This window comes from Citrobacter sp. Cpo142 (genome assembly GCF_030332425.1).
In the GTDB taxonomy this organism is placed as follows: domain Bacteria; phylum Pseudomonadota; class Gammaproteobacteria; order Enterobacterales; family Enterobacteriaceae; genus Citrobacter; species Citrobacter portucalensis.
The window spans coordinates 47,930-65,126 of the sequence record NZ_JAOWHW010000144.1 but is presented as its reverse complement, the minus strand read 5'-3'; the positions used below and the strand labels follow the sequence as shown (position 1 = coordinate 65,126).

The window sequence follows — 17,197 nt, the reverse complement described above, 5'->3', positions numbered from 1 at the left end:
TTTATAACCCAAGGAGACACCATGTCACTTTTCCGTGCTATTTCCGCGCGTATTTATGCCGTTGTTATTTTCTGTCAGCTGACCATGATGAAGTGCCGTGAGCGAATGATTCAGGGGTTGTGTGCCCTGGCCACGTTCCTGTTACCCGGCATGGCCTTCGCCGAAGGCGATCTTGCTGACATGCTTAGCAGCGCCGCTGCCGGTGCTAAAAGTGGTAAAACTTCTGGCCTGGAAATTGCCCAGGCGATCGGAGTATTCATCTTCATCGGTTCCCTGCTGGCTTTCAAAAAAGTTGGTACCAACCCGCAGATCACCGTGGGCCGCTGCTGTGCAGGTCTGGCTATTGGCGGTCTGCTGGCCGTTGTCCCTGAAGTTATGAGTCGTACCCAGAAACAGCTTGGTACCAGCTCCGTCAATATCAGCTAAGCACAGGAAAGGGTCGGTGTTTACCGACCCTTTCAGGAGAAAACGATGAGTAATAAGAAAAAGACACCTGACCTTCGGTGGCTACATTCACTTCCAGTACCTGATGTTGTCCATACCACAGCCCCCCAGCTTCCTGCCCCTGTGAGCGTTTCAGGGGGACGCTGCTATTGCTGCGGTGCTGATATGAAACATCTGTTTATGTTACCAGAATCCCTGCCCTTAACCCGACTTGCGGAAGAAGCACATGATGCAAAGGCCAGACTCGTCAGAGCGAAAGATACGCTGGCTCAGCTGGCGTCCCGCCCCACGCCACAGGTACCGGCTGAATACGAAAAACATACTCGTGCACTGAAAGCCGCACAAACCGGGATGCAGCACGCATCACTTGCAGCCCGCCGCCTTGCCCTGCGCCAGATTCCCACCGCGCTTCTGACCGATACCGGTTTACTGTCTGATACTGAATATGCTGAGTTCGAACGGCTCACGCAGCCGTTTAATCTCTGTTTTATCTGCCACGCCTGGCATGCCCTCAACGGGTTTGCTGCTGCTCAGGGGGTAATGGTCTGGTTACCGGATCTGCATCCACGTAATGTCGTCGCCCTGAACCGAAAAGCGCTGCAGGCCGTCTTCAGCAACATTCCTTACAAAATTCGGGAGGGTCGCCGGGTGCTGTCGGAATTGACCCGGCATCGATTGCCTCTGGAAGAACGTTTCGGAGGGTGGCGGCCTGCTGATTATGCCGACGCGCTTAAACGCTTCCCGCCAGTCATTCGCGATGACATGCGACAGAAAATGAATGGAGTGGCGTTGATCCTTACACCGGATTCAGTAACGGACAGTGACGTGCTGTCAGAAATCCCGCAGAAAAAAATAGTATCGGCGCTGCCCACTGGCACCACTGTCACACAAAACTGAAGCGCACCTCGTCACACAGATGCGCCATCGAGCCCATCAATACACGCCATCCTGGTGGAGTCTTCACTGCTATGAATATCAACCGCCTTGTCTTCGCCATTGAAGACGTTATGAACACCTTTTCCCGTTTCACCATCTCTGCTGACTTTGTCGACTATTGCGACATTCGCACTGTGATCGGACTGGACAAACACGACCTGGAACTCAGACCCTGGCTGGAAGCACCTTATATTGGCGTAACCCATCATGGTTATTACCTCTCTGCATTTGAAATTTCCGGGGCATTGCGTGAACTATCAGAAACCGCCTCAGCCGACCATCCGGATGCGTTTGAAGGAATGATCGCGCACCTCACATCCACACTCAGTACGACCTGGAAAAATACCGGCCATAAGTTGGCCTTCATTTTTGAACGAGATCCGGAAAAAGGGCGTGACGAAGTCAGCACCATGATCGCCCCACAAAAACGCTCAATTCAGCACATCGGCATCCAGTTGGATGACCTGCTCAATGAAAAGGTAAACGTAATTTCACCCTGGCTTGTCCGTGAGCGATGCTGGCTTGCCGTCTGGAGTTCACCGACACTGGTGAGCCATCAGGAAAGAGCAGATTTCAATACCACCGTTCGGGCTATCCAGGATAAAGCGCCGGTCGCGCGCTTTGGACAGGAGCCCTGGCGCTGGCAAATGTCTGGTCTGAAGATCAGGCATGACAGCTTTATCTCTACTCTTGAAAAAGCACTCGTACGCGGCGGAGACGGCTTACTTGTCCGCCTGCTAGACGTGCCTGAGTTCTGTAACGAAATCAGACGTGAAACAGCACGTAACAGCACATCGGCAGCATGGCGCCCGGCACTGCCGGGGAAAGCCGCACCCTCGGGTACGCTTCAGGATGATGACGCCACGGCTCTGCTTGCTCCCTTCCTGAATTTTCAGGTTTTTGGTTGTACACCAAAAACTGAAGGTAATCTTGTGTTTGCAGAGGGACTATGGCATGGCATGGTAGCCATAACTCTGCCTCCTCAGAACCCCAGCCCCTTCAATGAACTGGTTAAACTGGTTCCACGTGCCGTTCCCTGGCGTATTCGGATCGATATAATGCCGGGTGGGATGAAGGCGCTGGGCTGGAAAAAGAATATTTCATCATTTGGACAATTTATTCCCTCCATTCGTCCTCTTTACGACGCTTTTACGCAGTTGGCTGAAACGGATGAACGAGATCCAGTTTGTGTGATGACCATTGTGGCTTCCACCTGGGGGCGTACCCGTGAAATATGCACCCGTAATCAGATGCTGCTTGAATCAGCTATGCAGGGATGGGGAGTCTGTAACACGACCACAACCTTCGGTGATCCACGTCGGGGATGGGTAAACAGCATGCTGGCAGCGTCAGCAGGTTCAGGCCCCGTCCCGCTTTATCCGCCACTATCCCATGCGCTTTCTATGCTGCCCTTCAACCGACCAGGTTCCGTCTGGCGCGGGGAAGGTAATTTGATGCTGCACACTGAAGACGGCTGCGCCTGGGAAGTTGGGCTGGGTTCTTCACGACAGAACAAGCACACCGAACTTGCACCAGGTGACTCAGGTCTTGGTAAGTCGGTACTGATTAATACCCTGACGGAAATACAGGTATCTTCCGCCCAAGTTTCACTTCCCTATGTGGCGCATATCGATAAAGGGTTCAGCGCTATGGGGTTCATCCAGCTGATTCGTGACAGTCTGCCGGAGGAGCGAAAGGACGAAGCCGTCGGTATTATTCTCAGCAACGACCCGTCTAAGTCGCGCAATGTTTTCGATATCCTGTACGGTGCCCATAAGCCAGTAACGCCGGAGAAGCAATTTATCGCGTCCATGTTGATGGCCTTCTGTATAGAACCGGATAAAGGGACGCCTCCTAACCCGACCGATACCCGGCAGATAGTGAACCGCCTGATTGATCTGGCGTTCGACATGCGCAGCGGTATTGAGCCAAACATGTTCCGGTCAAACGTAGAGCCAGAAGTGGATGAGGCACTGGAGTCATCCGGGTTGAGAGATGAGCACGATCAGGAATGGTGGACTGCGACGCCATGGTATGAAGTACGTGATCTCCTCCATGAGCGCGGGCAGTTATCCGCGGCTCAACGGGCGCACTATCAGGCAGTACCCGAACTCGCTGATATGCCAGCGCTACTACGCAGTGAGGCAATTCAGGAGAGTTTTGGCAGAGTACAGCGTGACGGTTCACAGGAGCCACTGCTGGAATACATTGAGCGTTGCATGATTCAGGCTCGTCAGGACTATCCGATGATGGCCAGTCGGACTCGTTTCGCGCTGAACCCGAACACACGCATTATTGCCGTAGACTTAAACAACGTCGCCGGCGATAAGACTCCGGCAGGCAGACTGAAAACCGGCATAATGTTCCTCTTTGCTGGCCACATAACAGCTGGTGATTTTACGCTTCCTCAGTATCAGGAAGAGATAGTGAAAACGGTGCCGGAAGCCTATCTCCCGGGCATTATGCGGCGTATCAACCAACTCGACAGCGAAATGAAAACCAAAATCTACGACGAGTTACACAACGTCAAGGGCATTGATTTCATCTTCGAAGCGCTGGACACGCAGGACAGGGAACAGCGTAAGTTTGGCATCCGCACGGTGTTAAGTACCCAGTTCCTTACCGACTACCCGAAAAGCCTGCTCGATTCTGCCAACACCCTCTGGCTGCTGCGCTACCGCCAGGAAGACATCCCTCTTTTACGGGACAGTTTTAAGATCCCCGAACACAATCTCCATGCTTTCCTGCGTATGCCAGCCGGTCCTGCTGCAGACGGTAGTGGAGTACCGATGCTGTGTATGATGCGCACGACCCAGGGCACGCTGGCGCGGATTGTCCGGTTTACGCTCGGACCGCTGGAGCTGTGGTCGCTTAACTCAGACAAAAAAGATGGTGCGCTACGCAAAAATCTCTCCGCGACGATCGGCACTGCCCGTGCCCGTCAGTTGCTGGCAGATAAGTTCCCACGTGGGTCTGCAAAAAAACTCATTGAGTACAGAGAGCGTAACAGTGGCGTCCGTGGTGATAAGGGTGTCATCGAACTGATGGCGGACGAAATGATTAACGAACTGGGGTATGACCTGTGATGTGTTCCATCCACCTGACGCCACGCTGCCGTCGCCCGGCAAAGGGACAGGTCAGACTTTCACGCCTGATGATCGATGTTGACGGCGTGGAGTTTGTTCTACCATCTCGTCACTTTCGTACAGACAGTGCAGTGAACTCTCGTGCTGTATACGCTACTGATCGTCGGGCTCCACAAGAAGCCTGTGGCGTTCTTCTTACGATCAAAGATCGTCCTCGCCAGTTGGTTACTACGGCCATATGGCAGGTAAAAGAGCCAGGCGAACAGGTGCGAGAATCGCGTCATGTGGTCCAGTGGCTGTTACCTGAGGATATAAGGACGGTGTTAAGTGATGATACCTGGTTATGGCCGGAGGGGGCAGAGACCCCACAACTCAGCCCAGGAGACTGGCCGGTACTGGATATTACCCCTTCAACTCACTCACGGATCGCTCGTCGTGGGTTGACTATCATAGACACCCGCAGCCGGGAAGGACGTATCAGCAGACGCTTTCAGACCTTCCCTCTGGTAGCCCTCGCCCCCGACCCACAGTCAGCTCGCCTTCCCAACGTATTTACCCCGCTCAACTAAATGGAGAATTTCATGATACAACGCCATCTCCCCGCGCTGGCGCTTGCCATCGCGTCCAGCCTTCCCACAGTTGCCAGTGCTTTCACCGTCAACGTGAACTCCAGTGTTCCGATAACTACTCAGGTTCTGCCTGAGATGGCCACCATCCAGGCAACGCTGGTCGAAATACTACAGATGCAGCAGGCCACCGGTACAGCAATCACACAGAATGCTGACAAGCTCGGCGCGCTGATTAATCAGGATGGACAGGCCACCCGTCAGCAAATGATTTTCAATAATGAAACCCAACGGCTGGAAGAAGCTCGACAGAGTTTTTCGGTACCGGATTCGATCTGCAGTGATTCAGCCTCCGGCGTTGCTGCACAAAGTAAAAGTGCGTCAGGTAGTACCGCATCAAAACTCTCTTCCGGCAAAGGCGTTTCCAACTCAGCGGTGCGTAAGAGGATTTCCACTGCATCAGAAGAGCAGGCCCGCGACGCTTATGACGGTGCGAACGTGCATGCAGCGTACTGCACAGCAGCAGAATATGAGCGTTTTGGTGGGACGGGGATCTGCCCAGCCGTCAGCAAAATGCCCGGTGGTGACAGCCAAGTACGCTCGATCTATGGTGGAGCAGGACCGGAAGGGACGGCACCAGCACTGTCCTGGACACAGGAACAGACCGACGCCGCAATGGCCTACATGAAAAACACATCGCGCCCTTCGGCCGGTCGCACGCCCGGTAAAGGTGAAGTCAACACCGTAACCGGACGGACGTATGTAGGATTGCTCAACGAGTACAACGGTATCACCGATGCCGCCTCTGAACCTCAGCTCTCGCTGATTGCCGACAGTAAGCCCAGTGAAACCACCCGTGATGCCCTGAAAGAAGCACTGCAGTCCCCTTCCGCAGCGCAGTATTTTGATGATGTGGCTTCACCGGAGGCGAAAGCGAAAGGCTACATGAGCCAGCGAGAATTTGAATCCTTTGAGGCCGGACGTCGATATGCCAATACAGCCTATCTCTCTGACCTGCAGCAAATGAACGGAGATAACCTTATGCGCGAACTCATCCGAACCACGGCGCAGATGAACTGGCAACTTAATGACATTAAAGAGTTGATACGCAAAGGGAACGTTATCGACGGCCAGTTGCTCGCTGCCTTTGCCCGTCAGTCCTATGCCCCACGACTAAAACAACTCGAATCAGCCATGAACCAGGGAGCGGCCAAATGACATCTGAAAAAATAGTCTCACGAAAAAAAAGCCTCACCGGGCGTATCACCATCGGATTGCTTAGCATCTTTCTACCTGTGCAGGAAACAAAGTGGTTTCTACGATCAGCTCGACACATGACATCACGCAATCTGGAGCGAATGCGTGATGCCTTTCCTGAGCTTAACACCGACGACAAACTGCCTGCTTCTCCTGATTGGGAAAAAGCCGTTGAGGAATCCGGCTGTACTACCGAACAGCTGGATAAGGGGTATGTTAGCCAGCGCCGGCGCTGGCGATTTCTGTTCTGGCTTATGATTATACTCGTTCCGCTTGCACCACTGACAACATTCATTATCGGTGGGAGTATCACTGCACACCAGATCAGCACCTGTGTGGTGCTGTTTTCCGGCGCTGGCGTGGCGTGGTCAAAAGCGCTAATCGTAACCTATCGACTGTGGCAGTTACGCAACCGGCGTGTGAGTCTTGCTGAAGGAGGCACCTTTCAGCATTTCAGGACGGAAACACATGCCTTACGAGATTCCATTCTCGGAAAATAACGGCCCTCTTCTGCCCCAACCGCCATCCCGGCATTCATGTTTTATCCGGAGTTACCGTGAAAAATCTCATTCGTGCGCTTTGTGCAGGGCTGCTTATACCTGTTATCCCGGCACGCGCCGGTGTCACTTACGATGATATAGTCTCTGCTGCGACCAATGCCCAGGACCTTTCCCGACAGGCTCTGGTCACTATCTTCGGCGACGTGGTGCTAGACCCTCTCGCCGCCGGTAATACCACGATGATCGGGAATCTGTTTGCGCTGTTTAACGGAATTATTGCCGTCCTTGCCGTCGTCTGGTTTGTGATTATTGGCCTGAAGCACATCAACAAAACGGGGCATCAGGGCAAGGTATTCAGTGGCGATCGCGATATCACCAGTACACTGAGTACAGTCTCAGGATTCTTGATGATTATCCCGACAGCCAATGGCTGGAGCATGTCTCAGCTCATCATCCTCTGGGGCGCATCGATTATGGGCGTGGGCTCTGCCAACCTGATGGTGTCCAAAGCTGCAAGTGATATTGCCAGCGGCTACTCCCTGACGGTGCAGCCCACCCAGGCCTCGACCCGTACATCTGCACGCGGTATTTTTGAGATGCAGCTGTGCAAATACGCCATCAATACGGCACTGGACGATTACAGCAGCACTGCCAATTCCACCACAGCAAAAATGACTGAGAGATTCGGTTCGTCTGGAGGAAATTATACCTACCGGGTCACGAACGGCAGTGGAGTGTGTGGCACAGCAACAATTCCGGAACAACAGAAATCAGGCTCCTCGTCTGGCTCTGGGAGCTTCTTTAATCCCTTCAGTAATAGCGACACACGTGAAGTCGTGGACGCACAAAACAAAGCGATGGAAGCCATGATTCAGGATATGGATAGCGCTGCCAGCGAGTTTGTTACAGGATTTATGAATAAGCGAACGACCGGAAACGGCACACTCCCGGATATAGAAACGCGCATTCAACGAGCTGCCAACAACTATGAACAAACAGTACAGCGTGCGCTGCCGGCACAGAGTGAGCAAAATGGCATTCAGGATGCTGTCAGGAATTACCTCGATACATACGGCTGGGCGTCTCTCGGCGCCTGGTATCAGACTTTCGCAACGGCCAACCAACGCCTGACTGAAGTTGCCAGTCGCGCACCGGCGACCAGTGGGATGTCCTCTCTAGGGGAAATTGGCAGCGGAGAACTTTTCAGTGCAGTAATGAGCGCATACAGAACTCAATTGCAGAATTCGAGTTACAGTCCGGCGTTGGGGACCACTATCTCAAACGATGAACAAACGGCAGTAGATGGGAATGATCCAAATAGTTATTTCATGAAAACTGTCGGTGGGCCCATGCAGAGGTTAACCAACTACTTAGCAACTTCATTAAGTGGAACAGGTTCTGTAAATGGGCAAGTTAACCCGCTTATTAAGATGAAAAATGTAGGCGATTACACGTTTGGAGCTGCCGAAGGCACATTAACTGCATACACAGCTGTTCGAATCATTGCAGCTGCTGGGGAAGGAAGCTTGGTAGGTAAAGCGCTAGATTTATCTACCGGCACAGTCAGCGCGATTAATAAAGGTCTGGATGCTATATCTCCAGCAATATACTTCCTGCTGCTGCTCATGTTTACGGCTGGGTTTACCTTATCAATCTACTTACCGTTTATACCATTCATTTTCTGGATGACAGGGATTGGAAACTGGATTGTCAGTGTTCTTGTTGGCTGTGCTGCAGGCCCTCTGTGGGGAGCTACACATCTAGGTACTTCACAGGATCGAGGTAGTCGTGCTGCGTACGGCTATATCTACTTGATCGACACGATGATACGCCCAACCCTCATGGTGTTTGGATTCTTTTTCGCATCTGTCGCGATTATAGCTGTAGGTACAATCTTACACGCATTGTTCGGAGCAGCTCTGGTCAATGTTCAGGCAAATTCTTTGACCGGAGTTTTCAGTCTTGTTGGATTCTTAATGATTTATGCACGCCTGTGTACAGCACTGGTATCCAGTATGTTTGCATTACAGGCATATCTACCGGACTACGTGATTTCATTCTTGGGCGGAAGGGATGCAGCCAATACCCTTGGCAGTATGGCTGGCTCAGTGAAAGATATGTTTATAGCCGGTGGGAGAAATATACGCCATACCCCTGGAGTTAATACAAAGGGTATGAATGGCCCCGATGGAACAAATAATGATGGAATCAAAAGTTGAGATGTGGACATCTATCCAGTAGTGCTATAATATTGATTGAAATACCTAAGGAGGGTTGACTGTGAAAGATAGATTCCCTAAATGGTGGCTTCCATATTATGTAGTCAGAACTCTATTCTTGCGGTTCGGAGTTATTACATTAGTTTTACTTGCTCCGCTATTTACTTTATATGTATCGAGCGGGGATTATGTTATTGGAAGTGACTATATTTTTCTCTTTAGTCTTTGGTTTATGCTGTTCGCCCCATTCATCATAAATTACGGCATAGCCAATAATCGTAAAAAAAAGATCCTTGCTGTTATTGAGAAAATCAAGGATACAGGGCACTTCAAGCCGGACATCAACTCAGAAGGCTGGCTCTTCTGGCAAAGTACCTATCTGGGTTTCGACTTCCAGCAAGGAACGTTTTTGTACATCAGAATCTATCCTGGCAACGTTATGGATGTCATTGGTTTCGATGCTTACAGCCTTACCCGTACAGAGGTTGAAGACTCAAAGCTGCGCCTGTTCACAAAGTTTACATCGTTGCCGATGATTCTTATTGATACCGGCGCTGCATCCAGTATTGCTAACCATTTGCACGCAATGAACAATAAAGGATACAGCTATAACTTTAACTTCAATGATGTCGTGAATAAAAAACGTGCCGAGATCGAAGTTCTGACAGGACTACCAGTTCCCGTTCTTGCCTAAAACACATCTACTCCCCTCCAATAAATAGCCGGTTTAATTACCGGCTATTTTTATTAAAGTAGATCATTGCCCTGAAAATTCACTCTAAAACAGATAATGATAATTAAAACCACAATCTGACTCCTTATTGATTATTACTCAAATAAAGGGGATCCATATCAGATCCACAATAATTTAATTTTTAACCAATCAATATATTTTCACCTTCCGTTGCCATCAGTAAACACGCCTACAGACTTTAGATAAGTCCATGCGTTGTTGCCCTTTTTTATTCAGTTAGTCTTCATCTTGGGAGTTTATCCATGACATCCGCTCGCGTGGGATCGAATGACCCGCTTGAATTTCTCGGCGCCCTCGCCATCCTGGGAATTATGGTTCTGCTTGTCGCTTGGCTGTACTTGCCCGAGTTTGTGTATTGGTCATGTTTCATTTTGCATATCCTGTGGGGTATGGCTGACTTTGGACCATTCCATACCTGGGCCGCACCGCGCTATAACCTGTTGGCCGTCACCGCCAACAATGCCCAATACATCACGTACGATCAGTGGATCAACGTGATGGAGCAAACGACAGGGATCTTGATGATATTCCTCATTCCCCTGTCCACCGCTTCCCTGTGGAGCTGGTTACACCATCCAGCCCGCAACTGGCAAACTCGGCGGGTACTCGACATAAGTACATTGCCGTTCGCCATGGAAGCTATTTCTCCTGCAATTTCCCCCATCCTTAGTGAGGGAGATGCCAGTCGTCTCTTGTTGGATAAACGTCGTCCGGAAAGACGTCCGGCACAAACCCCGGAAGGTTTCGTAGAAGAACATCAACTCATCAGTAACATGCAGCTCGATGTTGCCCGCTGCCGGGCTGTTTTCATGGCGCAGCTGGGACGTCCGCTGAATGGATGGAAAAGCCTTGCGCCGCATGAAAAAGCTCTGTTCGCAATATTCGGCCTTCAGTTTTTCCTGGACGATCGCCCGGCAGCAAAAGCGCTGATGGATGAACTGAACCGTTCCTGCCGTCTCAAAAGTCGCCGTGATAAGGGGAAATTATCAGTACCAGTCTATGCGCTGGCCAGAACTGCCTTTAAGCGTGTCATCCAGAGCGAAGGCGCGAAAAAGTGGTTGCATGAGCACCGCTACGTCAGAAGTGGCATGGTCTGGCTGTACGCACATGATTTACGGCTGACACCGCCTAACTGGCTATGGCTCAAGGGAGTGGATCGTCCCCTCTTCTATGCCCTGCACCGGGCAAACACCACCAAAGGATTTATTGAAGGAGCGGGTATCGTCGCCGTCGCCCGCACCGAGAGTGAGGCTATCCGGCTTGGCCTGCCCTGCCCGCAAGCCTGCGTCGATGAAGCCATTGAGGGGCTGCGCATCGATATGCTGTCCCTGGGGCTAATCTGGGACGAACCTCAGCCAGACCGGGACCGCAGACGTCGCATCCGGACCAACTGGTCACTGACGGAAGATGTCATCACTCGCCCTGGAGTCGACGACGAGCTCAGCTTCTGAAAATCCGAACATATCTAACGCTAATTAACTTACCGTCTACCGGAGTCTCCTTATGTCACAGGAAAACACTTACACCACCTTTCGTTTTCACGACACCATTGTCGTTTTACATCAACACGGGCACAACGCTCCTCAGGCCCTGCTTATCTTCTGTGCTCCACAGAGGATGGCCATTCACGATAAAAAACTGATTGCCTTTTACGCGTATTCAAAAGAAGCCGTGACGCTTCTTGATGACCCAATGCACGATTCGTCAGACGTCTTCAATACCATAGCGCAACAACTCAAGGCTCAGAGTAAGGCCGTGATAAAACGCCGCATTAAATCCCTTGCGCTTCTCGTCGGGGGTGCACTGATTGCGTCCTCGTTATGGCTCATGGGTACAGGCAACCATACCTCACTCAAGTTCAGTAACACAGAACTGACAGTACCCGCAGGGCCTGTCCCTGTTCAGCTACCTGCAGCTATTCAGGGGCAACCTAAAATGCCGGTTCTCCCGTCGACTGACAATATAGTCAGCCACGCTGCACAGGCTGAATCTGCCAACATGCAGAATATTATGAAGGAAAGCCATGAATCCTTACCGGCCTCTCCTGCTGAAGCATTGCAGACGGCAGCGACACCGGTAACGCCAGCCACACCAGTAAAAACAGAAGCAACGGAACAGTCAGCCCGACAGAAGATGGTAGGTATACTGAAGCGCAGCGCCGATCGGGGTCTGTTCACCATCCCACTCTCAACCGGACATGAACGCACGCTGTATGCATTCCTCGATCCAACCTGTGCGGTTTGCAAAAGCATGGAACCAGCAATCGAACAGCTGGCACAACATTACAACGTGGTCATTTTCCCTGTATCGGTAGTCAATGACGGTGGTGATGCCGTCGATAAAATCATTCCGGTATTGTGCGAAAAAGACCTGGCTGCACGCGCTGTAGCATGGGGCGAACTTTTCCGCCCGGACGCAGGCATGCAGGTTCCTGGACAGGCAACCTCTCAACAGGTGACTTCAGACTGTTCCGCGTCGGCTCAGGCCGTAGTGGCCGTAAACGATACAGGCTTCCGCACATTTGGTTTCTCAGGTACGCCGACAGTGCTGACTGACACAGGTATTCGCCTAGCAACAGGCATGCTGGGCGCGCCGGATAAAATTGCTCACTTCATGAAAATTACCGATCCAATGTCACCAGCACAAGTCGACCGTTTTGTGAATTCCCTCAGCATCCCGGAGTAACCCATGAATAATACGCCCGTAAATCAGGCGCTCATGAAGCGCAATGCCTGGAATTCCCCTGTTCTTGAGCTTATGCGCGACCACCTGCTGTATGCCGGAATTATGGCTGGAAGTGTGGTGGCGAGTTTTATCTGGCCACTCGCCATACCGCTCTTTCTTTTGCTGGCCATAGTGGCCAGCATCAGCTTCGGTACCCACCGCTGGCGCATGCCGATGCGAATGCCAGTCCACCTCAATAAAGTAGATCCGTCTGAAGACAGGAAGGTACGACGCAGTTTTTTCAGAGCATTTCCCTCACTGTTTCAGTACGAAACAACGCAGGAAAGCAAAGGTAAGGGGATATTCTACATTGGCTATAAGCGAATGAATGATATCGGACGCGAGCTGTGGCTCACCCTTGACGATCTGACCCGCCATGTAATGTTCTTTGCCTCGACCGGTGGCGGGAAAACCGAAACCATCTATGCGTGGATGCTCAATTCATTTTGCTGGGGACGGGGATTCACCTTTGTTGACGGCAAGGCGCAGAACGACACTGCACGTACCTGCTACTATCTGGCTCGCCGCTTTGGGCGTGAGGACGATGTGGAGTACATCAACTTCATGAACAGCGGCATGTCCCGCAGTGAGATGATCCAGAACGGAGATAAAAGTCGGCCACAGTCTCACCAGTGGAACCCCTTCTGCTACAGCACTGAGGCCTTTGTGGCTGAGACGATGCAATCAATGCTGCCGACCAACGTACAGGGTGGAGAATGGCAGTCCAGAGCTATTGCAATGAACAAGGCGCTGGTCTTTGGCACAAAGTTTTACTGTGTCCGTGAAAACAAAACCATGTCATTGCAGTTGCTCCGCGAGTTTATGCCGCTGGAGAAACTGGCCGGGCTTTACTGCCGTGCCGTGGATGATCAGTGGCCAGAAGAAGCTGTCTCTCCGCTCTATAATTATCTGGTAGACGTACCGGGTTTCGATATGGCCACCGTGCGGCAGCCTTCAGCCTGGACAGAAGAGCCGCGCAAGCAGCACAGCTACCTGACGGGCCAGTTTCTGGAAACCTTCAACACATTCACAGAAACGTTCGGCAATATCTTCGCTGAGGATGCCGGCGACATCGATATTCGTGACAGTATTCACAGCGACCGCATACTCCTGGTGTTGATCCCGGCCATGAACACGTCGCAGCACACAACCTCTGCACTGGGGAGAATGTTTGTTACCCAGCAGAGCATGATCCTGGCCCGGGACCTTGGACACAAGCTGGAGGGACTGGACTCAGAAGCGCTTGAAATCACCAAATACAAAGGCAAATTCCCCTACATGAATTATCTCGATGAGGTGGGAGCCTACTACACTGAGCGAATAGCCGTTCAGGCTACACAGGTACGCTCTCTTGAGTTTGCACTTGTAATGATGAGTCAGGACCAGGAGCGCATTGAAAATCAGACCTCAGCGGCCAACGTCGCAACCCTTATGCAGAACGCAGGCACCAAAGTCGCCGGAAAAATCGTGAGTGATGATAAAACGGCAAGAACAATCAGTAATGCTGCAGGGCAGGAAGCCCGGGCGAATATGGTCAGCCTGCAGCGGCAAGACGGTCTCATTGGCACTTCCTGGATCGATGGTGACCACATCAATATCCAGATGGAGAACAAAATCAATGTGCAGGACCTGATTAAGCTACAACCCGGTGAGAACTACACAGTGTTTCAAGGTGATCCAGTTCCAGGAGCATCTTTCTACATCGAACCTCAGGATAAAACATGCAATGCCCCCGTCATTATCAATAGATATATCACGATTAACCCACCGAATCTTAAGCAACTGCGCAAACTTGTCCCACGAACAGCACAGCGCCGTCTGCCGGCAGCGGAGAACGTCAGCAAAATCATTGGTGTACTTACAGAAAAACCCTCGCGCCGGCGTAAAGCGGCCAGAACTGAACCCTGGAAGATAATCGATACCTTCCAGCAGCGGCTGGCCAATCGGCAGGAAGCACACAATCTGATGACAGAATATGACATGGACCACGGAGGACGGGAAGAAAACCTCTGGGCAGAAGCGCTGGAGATCATCAGAACAACCACTATGGCGGAACGAACAATCCGGTACATCACACTCAATAAACCTGAGTCAGAATCGACGGAAGTAAACGCTGAAGAAATTCAGCTGGCGCCGGATGCAATATTGAGGAACCTGACACTTCCACAACCTGCCTATGTTCCTCCTGCCCGGCACAGAAACGAGCCATTCTTCTCCCCAAAACAGACAAGTTCACCACAGCCAGATATGGAATGGCCAGAGTGACAGTTCAAAAATTTGTCGGGTTTTAGGAACAACTGCCGATAATCAAAATGATATAGCACGAAAGGAAATGAAATGAAGAAACTAATTTTTGCCGCACTCTTTGGTTTTTCAGCCGTTGCCGCTGCAGCGCCCCAACCTGTTGTAGACGCCAATGCCGTGGCGCAGTTGACTGAAATCCGTAACATCCTCCTCACGAACCAGCAGAAGGCGTACGCCTGCTCCGATGGCGAGAAGCTTTATACCGTCGGTTTGCAGATTAAACATGATGGTTCTGAATACAAATGTGTTTTAAAGAATGACCACGCGGAATGGGAAGTAGTTCCACGCATTGCATTTAACTAAAAAAGGCCGCGAAAGCGGCCTTTTTTGTTTTTATAGTTCTGCTTTGGAGGTAGCTGAGTCAAAATTCAGTGCTTTCGAATACGACCGTTGCTCATCCTTAGCGATCTTGCTCGTTTCTTCCATATCAAAGTCCGGATATTTTGTTTTAACCGCTTTGCACAGGTCTTTCAGGTGCCCTTCTGCTTCACATACTGCGTTCCGGAAATCATCATGAGCAGCCTTTGCCAACGGATCAGTATGTACATTGTGCTGATGGCCGAACTTCTGCAGATGAGGGTTATTGGTTTCAACGAAGTACCATGCATAAGAAAATGCCCGCGAGCATGACTTGTAAAATAGCTCTACAGACTTCCTGATTTCTTTGTCATGAAGATGGAACTGAGTAGCCTGAATATAACCCTCAACACCGTAGTGGTAATGAAGTGCCGGAATATATACCCACGTTATTTTTCCGTGATGGAAAAACCAGTCATAAGTAGGCAAGTGCATCTGGCTGAATAACTCATAAAGAGTATTTTTATCTTCCTTGTCTTCTGCAGTCATCTTCTTTTTTGATGGCCAGCGATCCAGTGTTTCGTTCGCTATCAAACAGAGCAGACCCAGCCCCAGACATACCCATCCACTCGTGCTCGTATCTGGTATATTAATGCTTGCGTACCTGGATAAAAATGCGTTCACATAGGGGACCCAAAGTGGCCCTGACAACATCGATATACCGGCAGCTATCAGCGCCCTGGTGACCCACTTACGTAGTTCTGGAAAAAAAACGCGAAATATTTTCCAGAAAAATTGCTCATCAATTTTCAAATCATATTTCCTGGACATACCCTATGCCGCGGTGGAGGCCACAGTGTATTCGTGAAGAAAAAGCTAAGACAAGGCACAGAAACCCTTGCAGGCGACGTTAAAAAGTATTGGAGTAGCTATAACCCTCACTCATTTCTCAAGAGGTCGACATAATCCTTATAGACATAGCTTTTCCCGCGAGCTCTGCCAGTCGTTTCAACAAGAATGCCTGTAGCTTCGAGTACCTTGATCGCAGTACTGGCAGTAGGAAACGTTACCGCAAGTTCAGACTGAGCACGTTCGACAGTTAATCTTGGCATAACTGGCAGTAACTCAAAAAGACGCATGGTTTGCAAGGACGTCGAGGTGTTCGCAAGTAGCATCTTTCGATGCATGGCGATGAGAGAAGCTATCTGAATAATACTCCGTTGAGCCTCCTCAGCAGCTATCTCCACCCCTTCCAGGAAGAACGATACCCATTGCTCCCAGTTCCCATAGCTCCGTATCTCTGACAGACACCGGTAATATTCTTCCTGATGGCTTTTCAGGTACCCGGAAACATATAAAAGAGGTTCGGGCAGGACACCCCATTCTTCCAGCAGGATTGCAATAAGCAGTCGGCCAATGCGTCCATTACCGTCCAGAAAGGGGTGAATAGTTTCGAATTGCGCATGCACCAGGGCAATCTTAACGAGTGGAGGTAACGTCTGATTTTGGTCGTGAATAAACAGCTCCAGATCAGACAAGAGGTTCGTGACTTCTTCCGGGGGAGGAGGAACATAGACCGCATTACCAGGACGAGTTCCGCCTATCCAGTTCTGGCTGGTTCTGATGTTGCCGGGTTGTTTATTAGCGCCACGAATACCATTGAGAAGAACCTTATGCGCTTCCGTAATCAACCGCACCGATACAGGAAGACCTTCAGGTGAGTTAATTTGTTCCCGGACATACCGGAATGCCTGCAGATATTGTGTAACTTCTTCAACATCATCCGCATTGGCAACGGATAAACCTGCTTCGTCATCAAAAACGTCTGTCAGGGTAGCTTGGGTACCTTCCAGCTGGGAAGTTAGCAATGCCTCGCGGCGCAAGGCGCTGTAAATGAGCCACTCTCCGGAGGCAACGAGACCAGACATACCTGAAAGCCTGGCCAGGGCAAGTTCAGCTCGTGTATTTTGTTCTTGCCATACATGGGGATCCAGTTCTGGTTTCGTTGGTGGCAGAGGAAATGGCACAAAGGCATGAACAGCCTCATTGTGGCTTTGGGTGGTTTTGTAGTGGCCTGTTACTCGATTCATTAAAGCTCCTTTTAATAAGC

At 50.8% G+C, this 17,197-nt stretch carries 14 protein-coding genes; 12 read left to right on the top strand and 2 right to left on the bottom strand.

The features are described 5' to 3' along the window. Positions 1 to 21 precede the first annotated feature (21 nt). From OGY18_RS24080 to OGY18_RS24025, 12 genes are all read left to right on the top strand, one after another. Positions 22 to 426, top strand: a complete 405-nt coding sequence (locus OGY18_RS24080) for a DUF6750 family protein (RefSeq protein ID WP_048227642.1) — start codon at positions 22 to 24, stop codon at positions 424 to 426. Positions 427 to 609: 183 nt separating this feature from the next. Next, the gene (locus tag OGY18_RS24075) at positions 610 to 1,341 is read left to right on the top strand and encodes a hypothetical protein (protein ID WP_069325142.1); all 732 of its coding nucleotides are present in this window, start codon (positions 610 to 612) and stop codon (positions 1,339 to 1,341) included. A 71-nt stretch (positions 1,342 to 1,412) separates the two neighbouring features. Then, entirely contained in the window at positions 1,413 to 4,466 is a 3,054-nt protein-coding gene (locus OGY18_RS24070; protein WP_053389039.1) for a putative type IV secretion/conjugal transfer ATPase, read from the top strand. Further along, positions 4,463 to 5,035 carry a conjugal transfer protein TraV gene (locus OGY18_RS24065; protein WP_161556285.1) on the top strand — a complete coding sequence of 191 codons (573 nt, stop codon included), beginning with the start codon at positions 4,463 to 4,465 and terminating at the stop codon, positions 5,033 to 5,035. The genes OGY18_RS24070 and OGY18_RS24065 overlap by 4 nt, the downstream gene beginning before the upstream one ends. A 12-nt stretch (positions 5,036 to 5,047) precedes the next feature. Continuing rightward, positions 5,048 to 6,250, top strand: coding sequence for a conjugal transfer protein TraW (traW, locus tag OGY18_RS24060; RefSeq protein WP_048227644.1), 1,203 nt, complete (start codon positions 5,048 to 5,050; stop codon positions 6,248 to 6,250). Continuing rightward, positions 6,247 to 6,789 (top strand): conjugal transfer protein TraX, encoded by a 543-nt coding sequence (traX, locus tag OGY18_RS24055; protein WP_048227645.1) that lies wholly within the window; start codon positions 6,247 to 6,249, stop codon positions 6,787 to 6,789. The genes traW and traX overlap by 4 nt, the downstream gene beginning before the upstream one ends. A gap of 56 nt (positions 6,790 to 6,845) precedes the next feature. Beyond that, positions 6,846 to 9,008, top strand: a complete 2,163-nt coding sequence (locus OGY18_RS24050) for a DotA/TraY family protein (protein WP_053389037.1) — start codon at positions 6,846 to 6,848, stop codon at positions 9,006 to 9,008. Positions 9,009 to 9,069: 61 nt separating this feature from the next. Beyond that, the gene (gene excA / locus OGY18_RS24045) at positions 9,070 to 9,702 is read left to right on the top strand and encodes a plasmid IncI1-type surface exclusion protein ExcA (RefSeq protein WP_053069310.1); all 633 of its coding nucleotides are present in this window, start codon (positions 9,070 to 9,072) and stop codon (positions 9,700 to 9,702) included. Positions 9,703 to 10,004: 302 nt separating this feature from the next. Next, positions 10,005 to 11,213: a secretion/conjugation apparatus DotM-related subunit gene (locus OGY18_RS24040; protein ID WP_069325143.1), complete on the top strand. Its 1,209-nt coding sequence runs from the start codon at positions 10,005 to 10,007 to the stop codon at positions 11,211 to 11,213. A gap of 52 nt (positions 11,214 to 11,265) precedes the next feature. After that, entirely contained in the window at positions 11,266 to 12,447 is a 1,182-nt protein-coding gene (locus OGY18_RS24035) for a thioredoxin domain-containing protein (RefSeq protein ID WP_069325144.1), read from the top strand. A 3-nt stretch (positions 12,448 to 12,450) separates the two neighbouring features. Continuing rightward, positions 12,451 to 14,751 (top strand): F-type conjugative transfer protein TrbC, encoded by a 2,301-nt coding sequence (gene trbC / locus OGY18_RS24030; RefSeq protein WP_069325145.1) that lies wholly within the window; start codon positions 12,451 to 12,453, stop codon positions 14,749 to 14,751. 72 nt (positions 14,752 to 14,823) lie between these two features. After that, a complete protein-coding gene (locus tag OGY18_RS24025; protein WP_048227650.1) occupies positions 14,824 to 15,093 on the top strand; it encodes a hypothetical protein in 270 nt (89 codons plus the stop codon). 30 nt (positions 15,094 to 15,123) lie between these two features. Here the strand turns inward: OGY18_RS24025 and OGY18_RS24020 are convergent, their stop codons facing one another. Then, positions 15,124 to 15,900, bottom strand: a complete 777-nt coding sequence (locus OGY18_RS24020) for a hypothetical protein (protein ID WP_121572319.1) — start codon at positions 15,898 to 15,900, stop codon at positions 15,124 to 15,126. Positions 15,901 to 16,025: 125 nt separating this feature from the next. Then, positions 16,026 to 17,177: a Fic family protein gene (locus OGY18_RS24015; protein WP_048227653.1), complete on the bottom strand. Its 1,152-nt coding sequence runs from the start codon at positions 17,175 to 17,177 to the stop codon at positions 16,026 to 16,028. Between the last annotated feature and the right edge of the window lie 20 nt (positions 17,178 to 17,197).

Bases quoted from the DNA above. Each gene is read 5' to 3' on its own strand.
- OGY18_RS24070 (WP_053389039.1), top strand. From the start codon at position 1,413: ATGAATATCAACCGCCTTGTCTTCGCCATTGAAGACGTTATGAACACC.
- OGY18_RS24040 (WP_069325143.1), top strand. From the start codon at position 10,005: ATGACATCCGCTCGCGTGGGATCGAATGACCCGCTTGAATTTCTCGGC.
- OGY18_RS24025 (WP_048227650.1), top strand. From the start codon at position 14,824: ATGAAGAAACTAATTTTTGCCGCACTCTTTGGTTTTTCAGCCGTTGCC.
- traW (WP_048227644.1), top strand. From the start codon at position 5,048: ATGATACAACGCCATCTCCCCGCGCTGGCGCTTGCCATCGCGTCCAGC.
- OGY18_RS24075 (WP_069325142.1), top strand. From the start codon at position 610: ATGAAACATCTGTTTATGTTACCAGAATCCCTGCCCTTAACCCGACTT.
- traX (WP_048227645.1), top strand. From the start codon at position 6,247: ATGACATCTGAAAAAATAGTCTCACGAAAAAAAAGCCTCACCGGGCGT.
- OGY18_RS24080 (WP_048227642.1), top strand. From the start codon at position 22: ATGTCACTTTTCCGTGCTATTTCCGCGCGTATTTATGCCGTTGTTATT.
- OGY18_RS24035 (WP_069325144.1), top strand. From the start codon at position 11,266: ATGTCACAGGAAAACACTTACACCACCTTTCGTTTTCACGACACCATT.
- trbC (WP_069325145.1), top strand. From the start codon at position 12,451: ATGAATAATACGCCCGTAAATCAGGCGCTCATGAAGCGCAATGCCTGG.
- OGY18_RS24015 (WP_048227653.1), bottom strand. From the start codon at position 17,177: ATGAATCGAGTAACAGGCCACTACAAAACCACCCAAAGCCACAATGAG.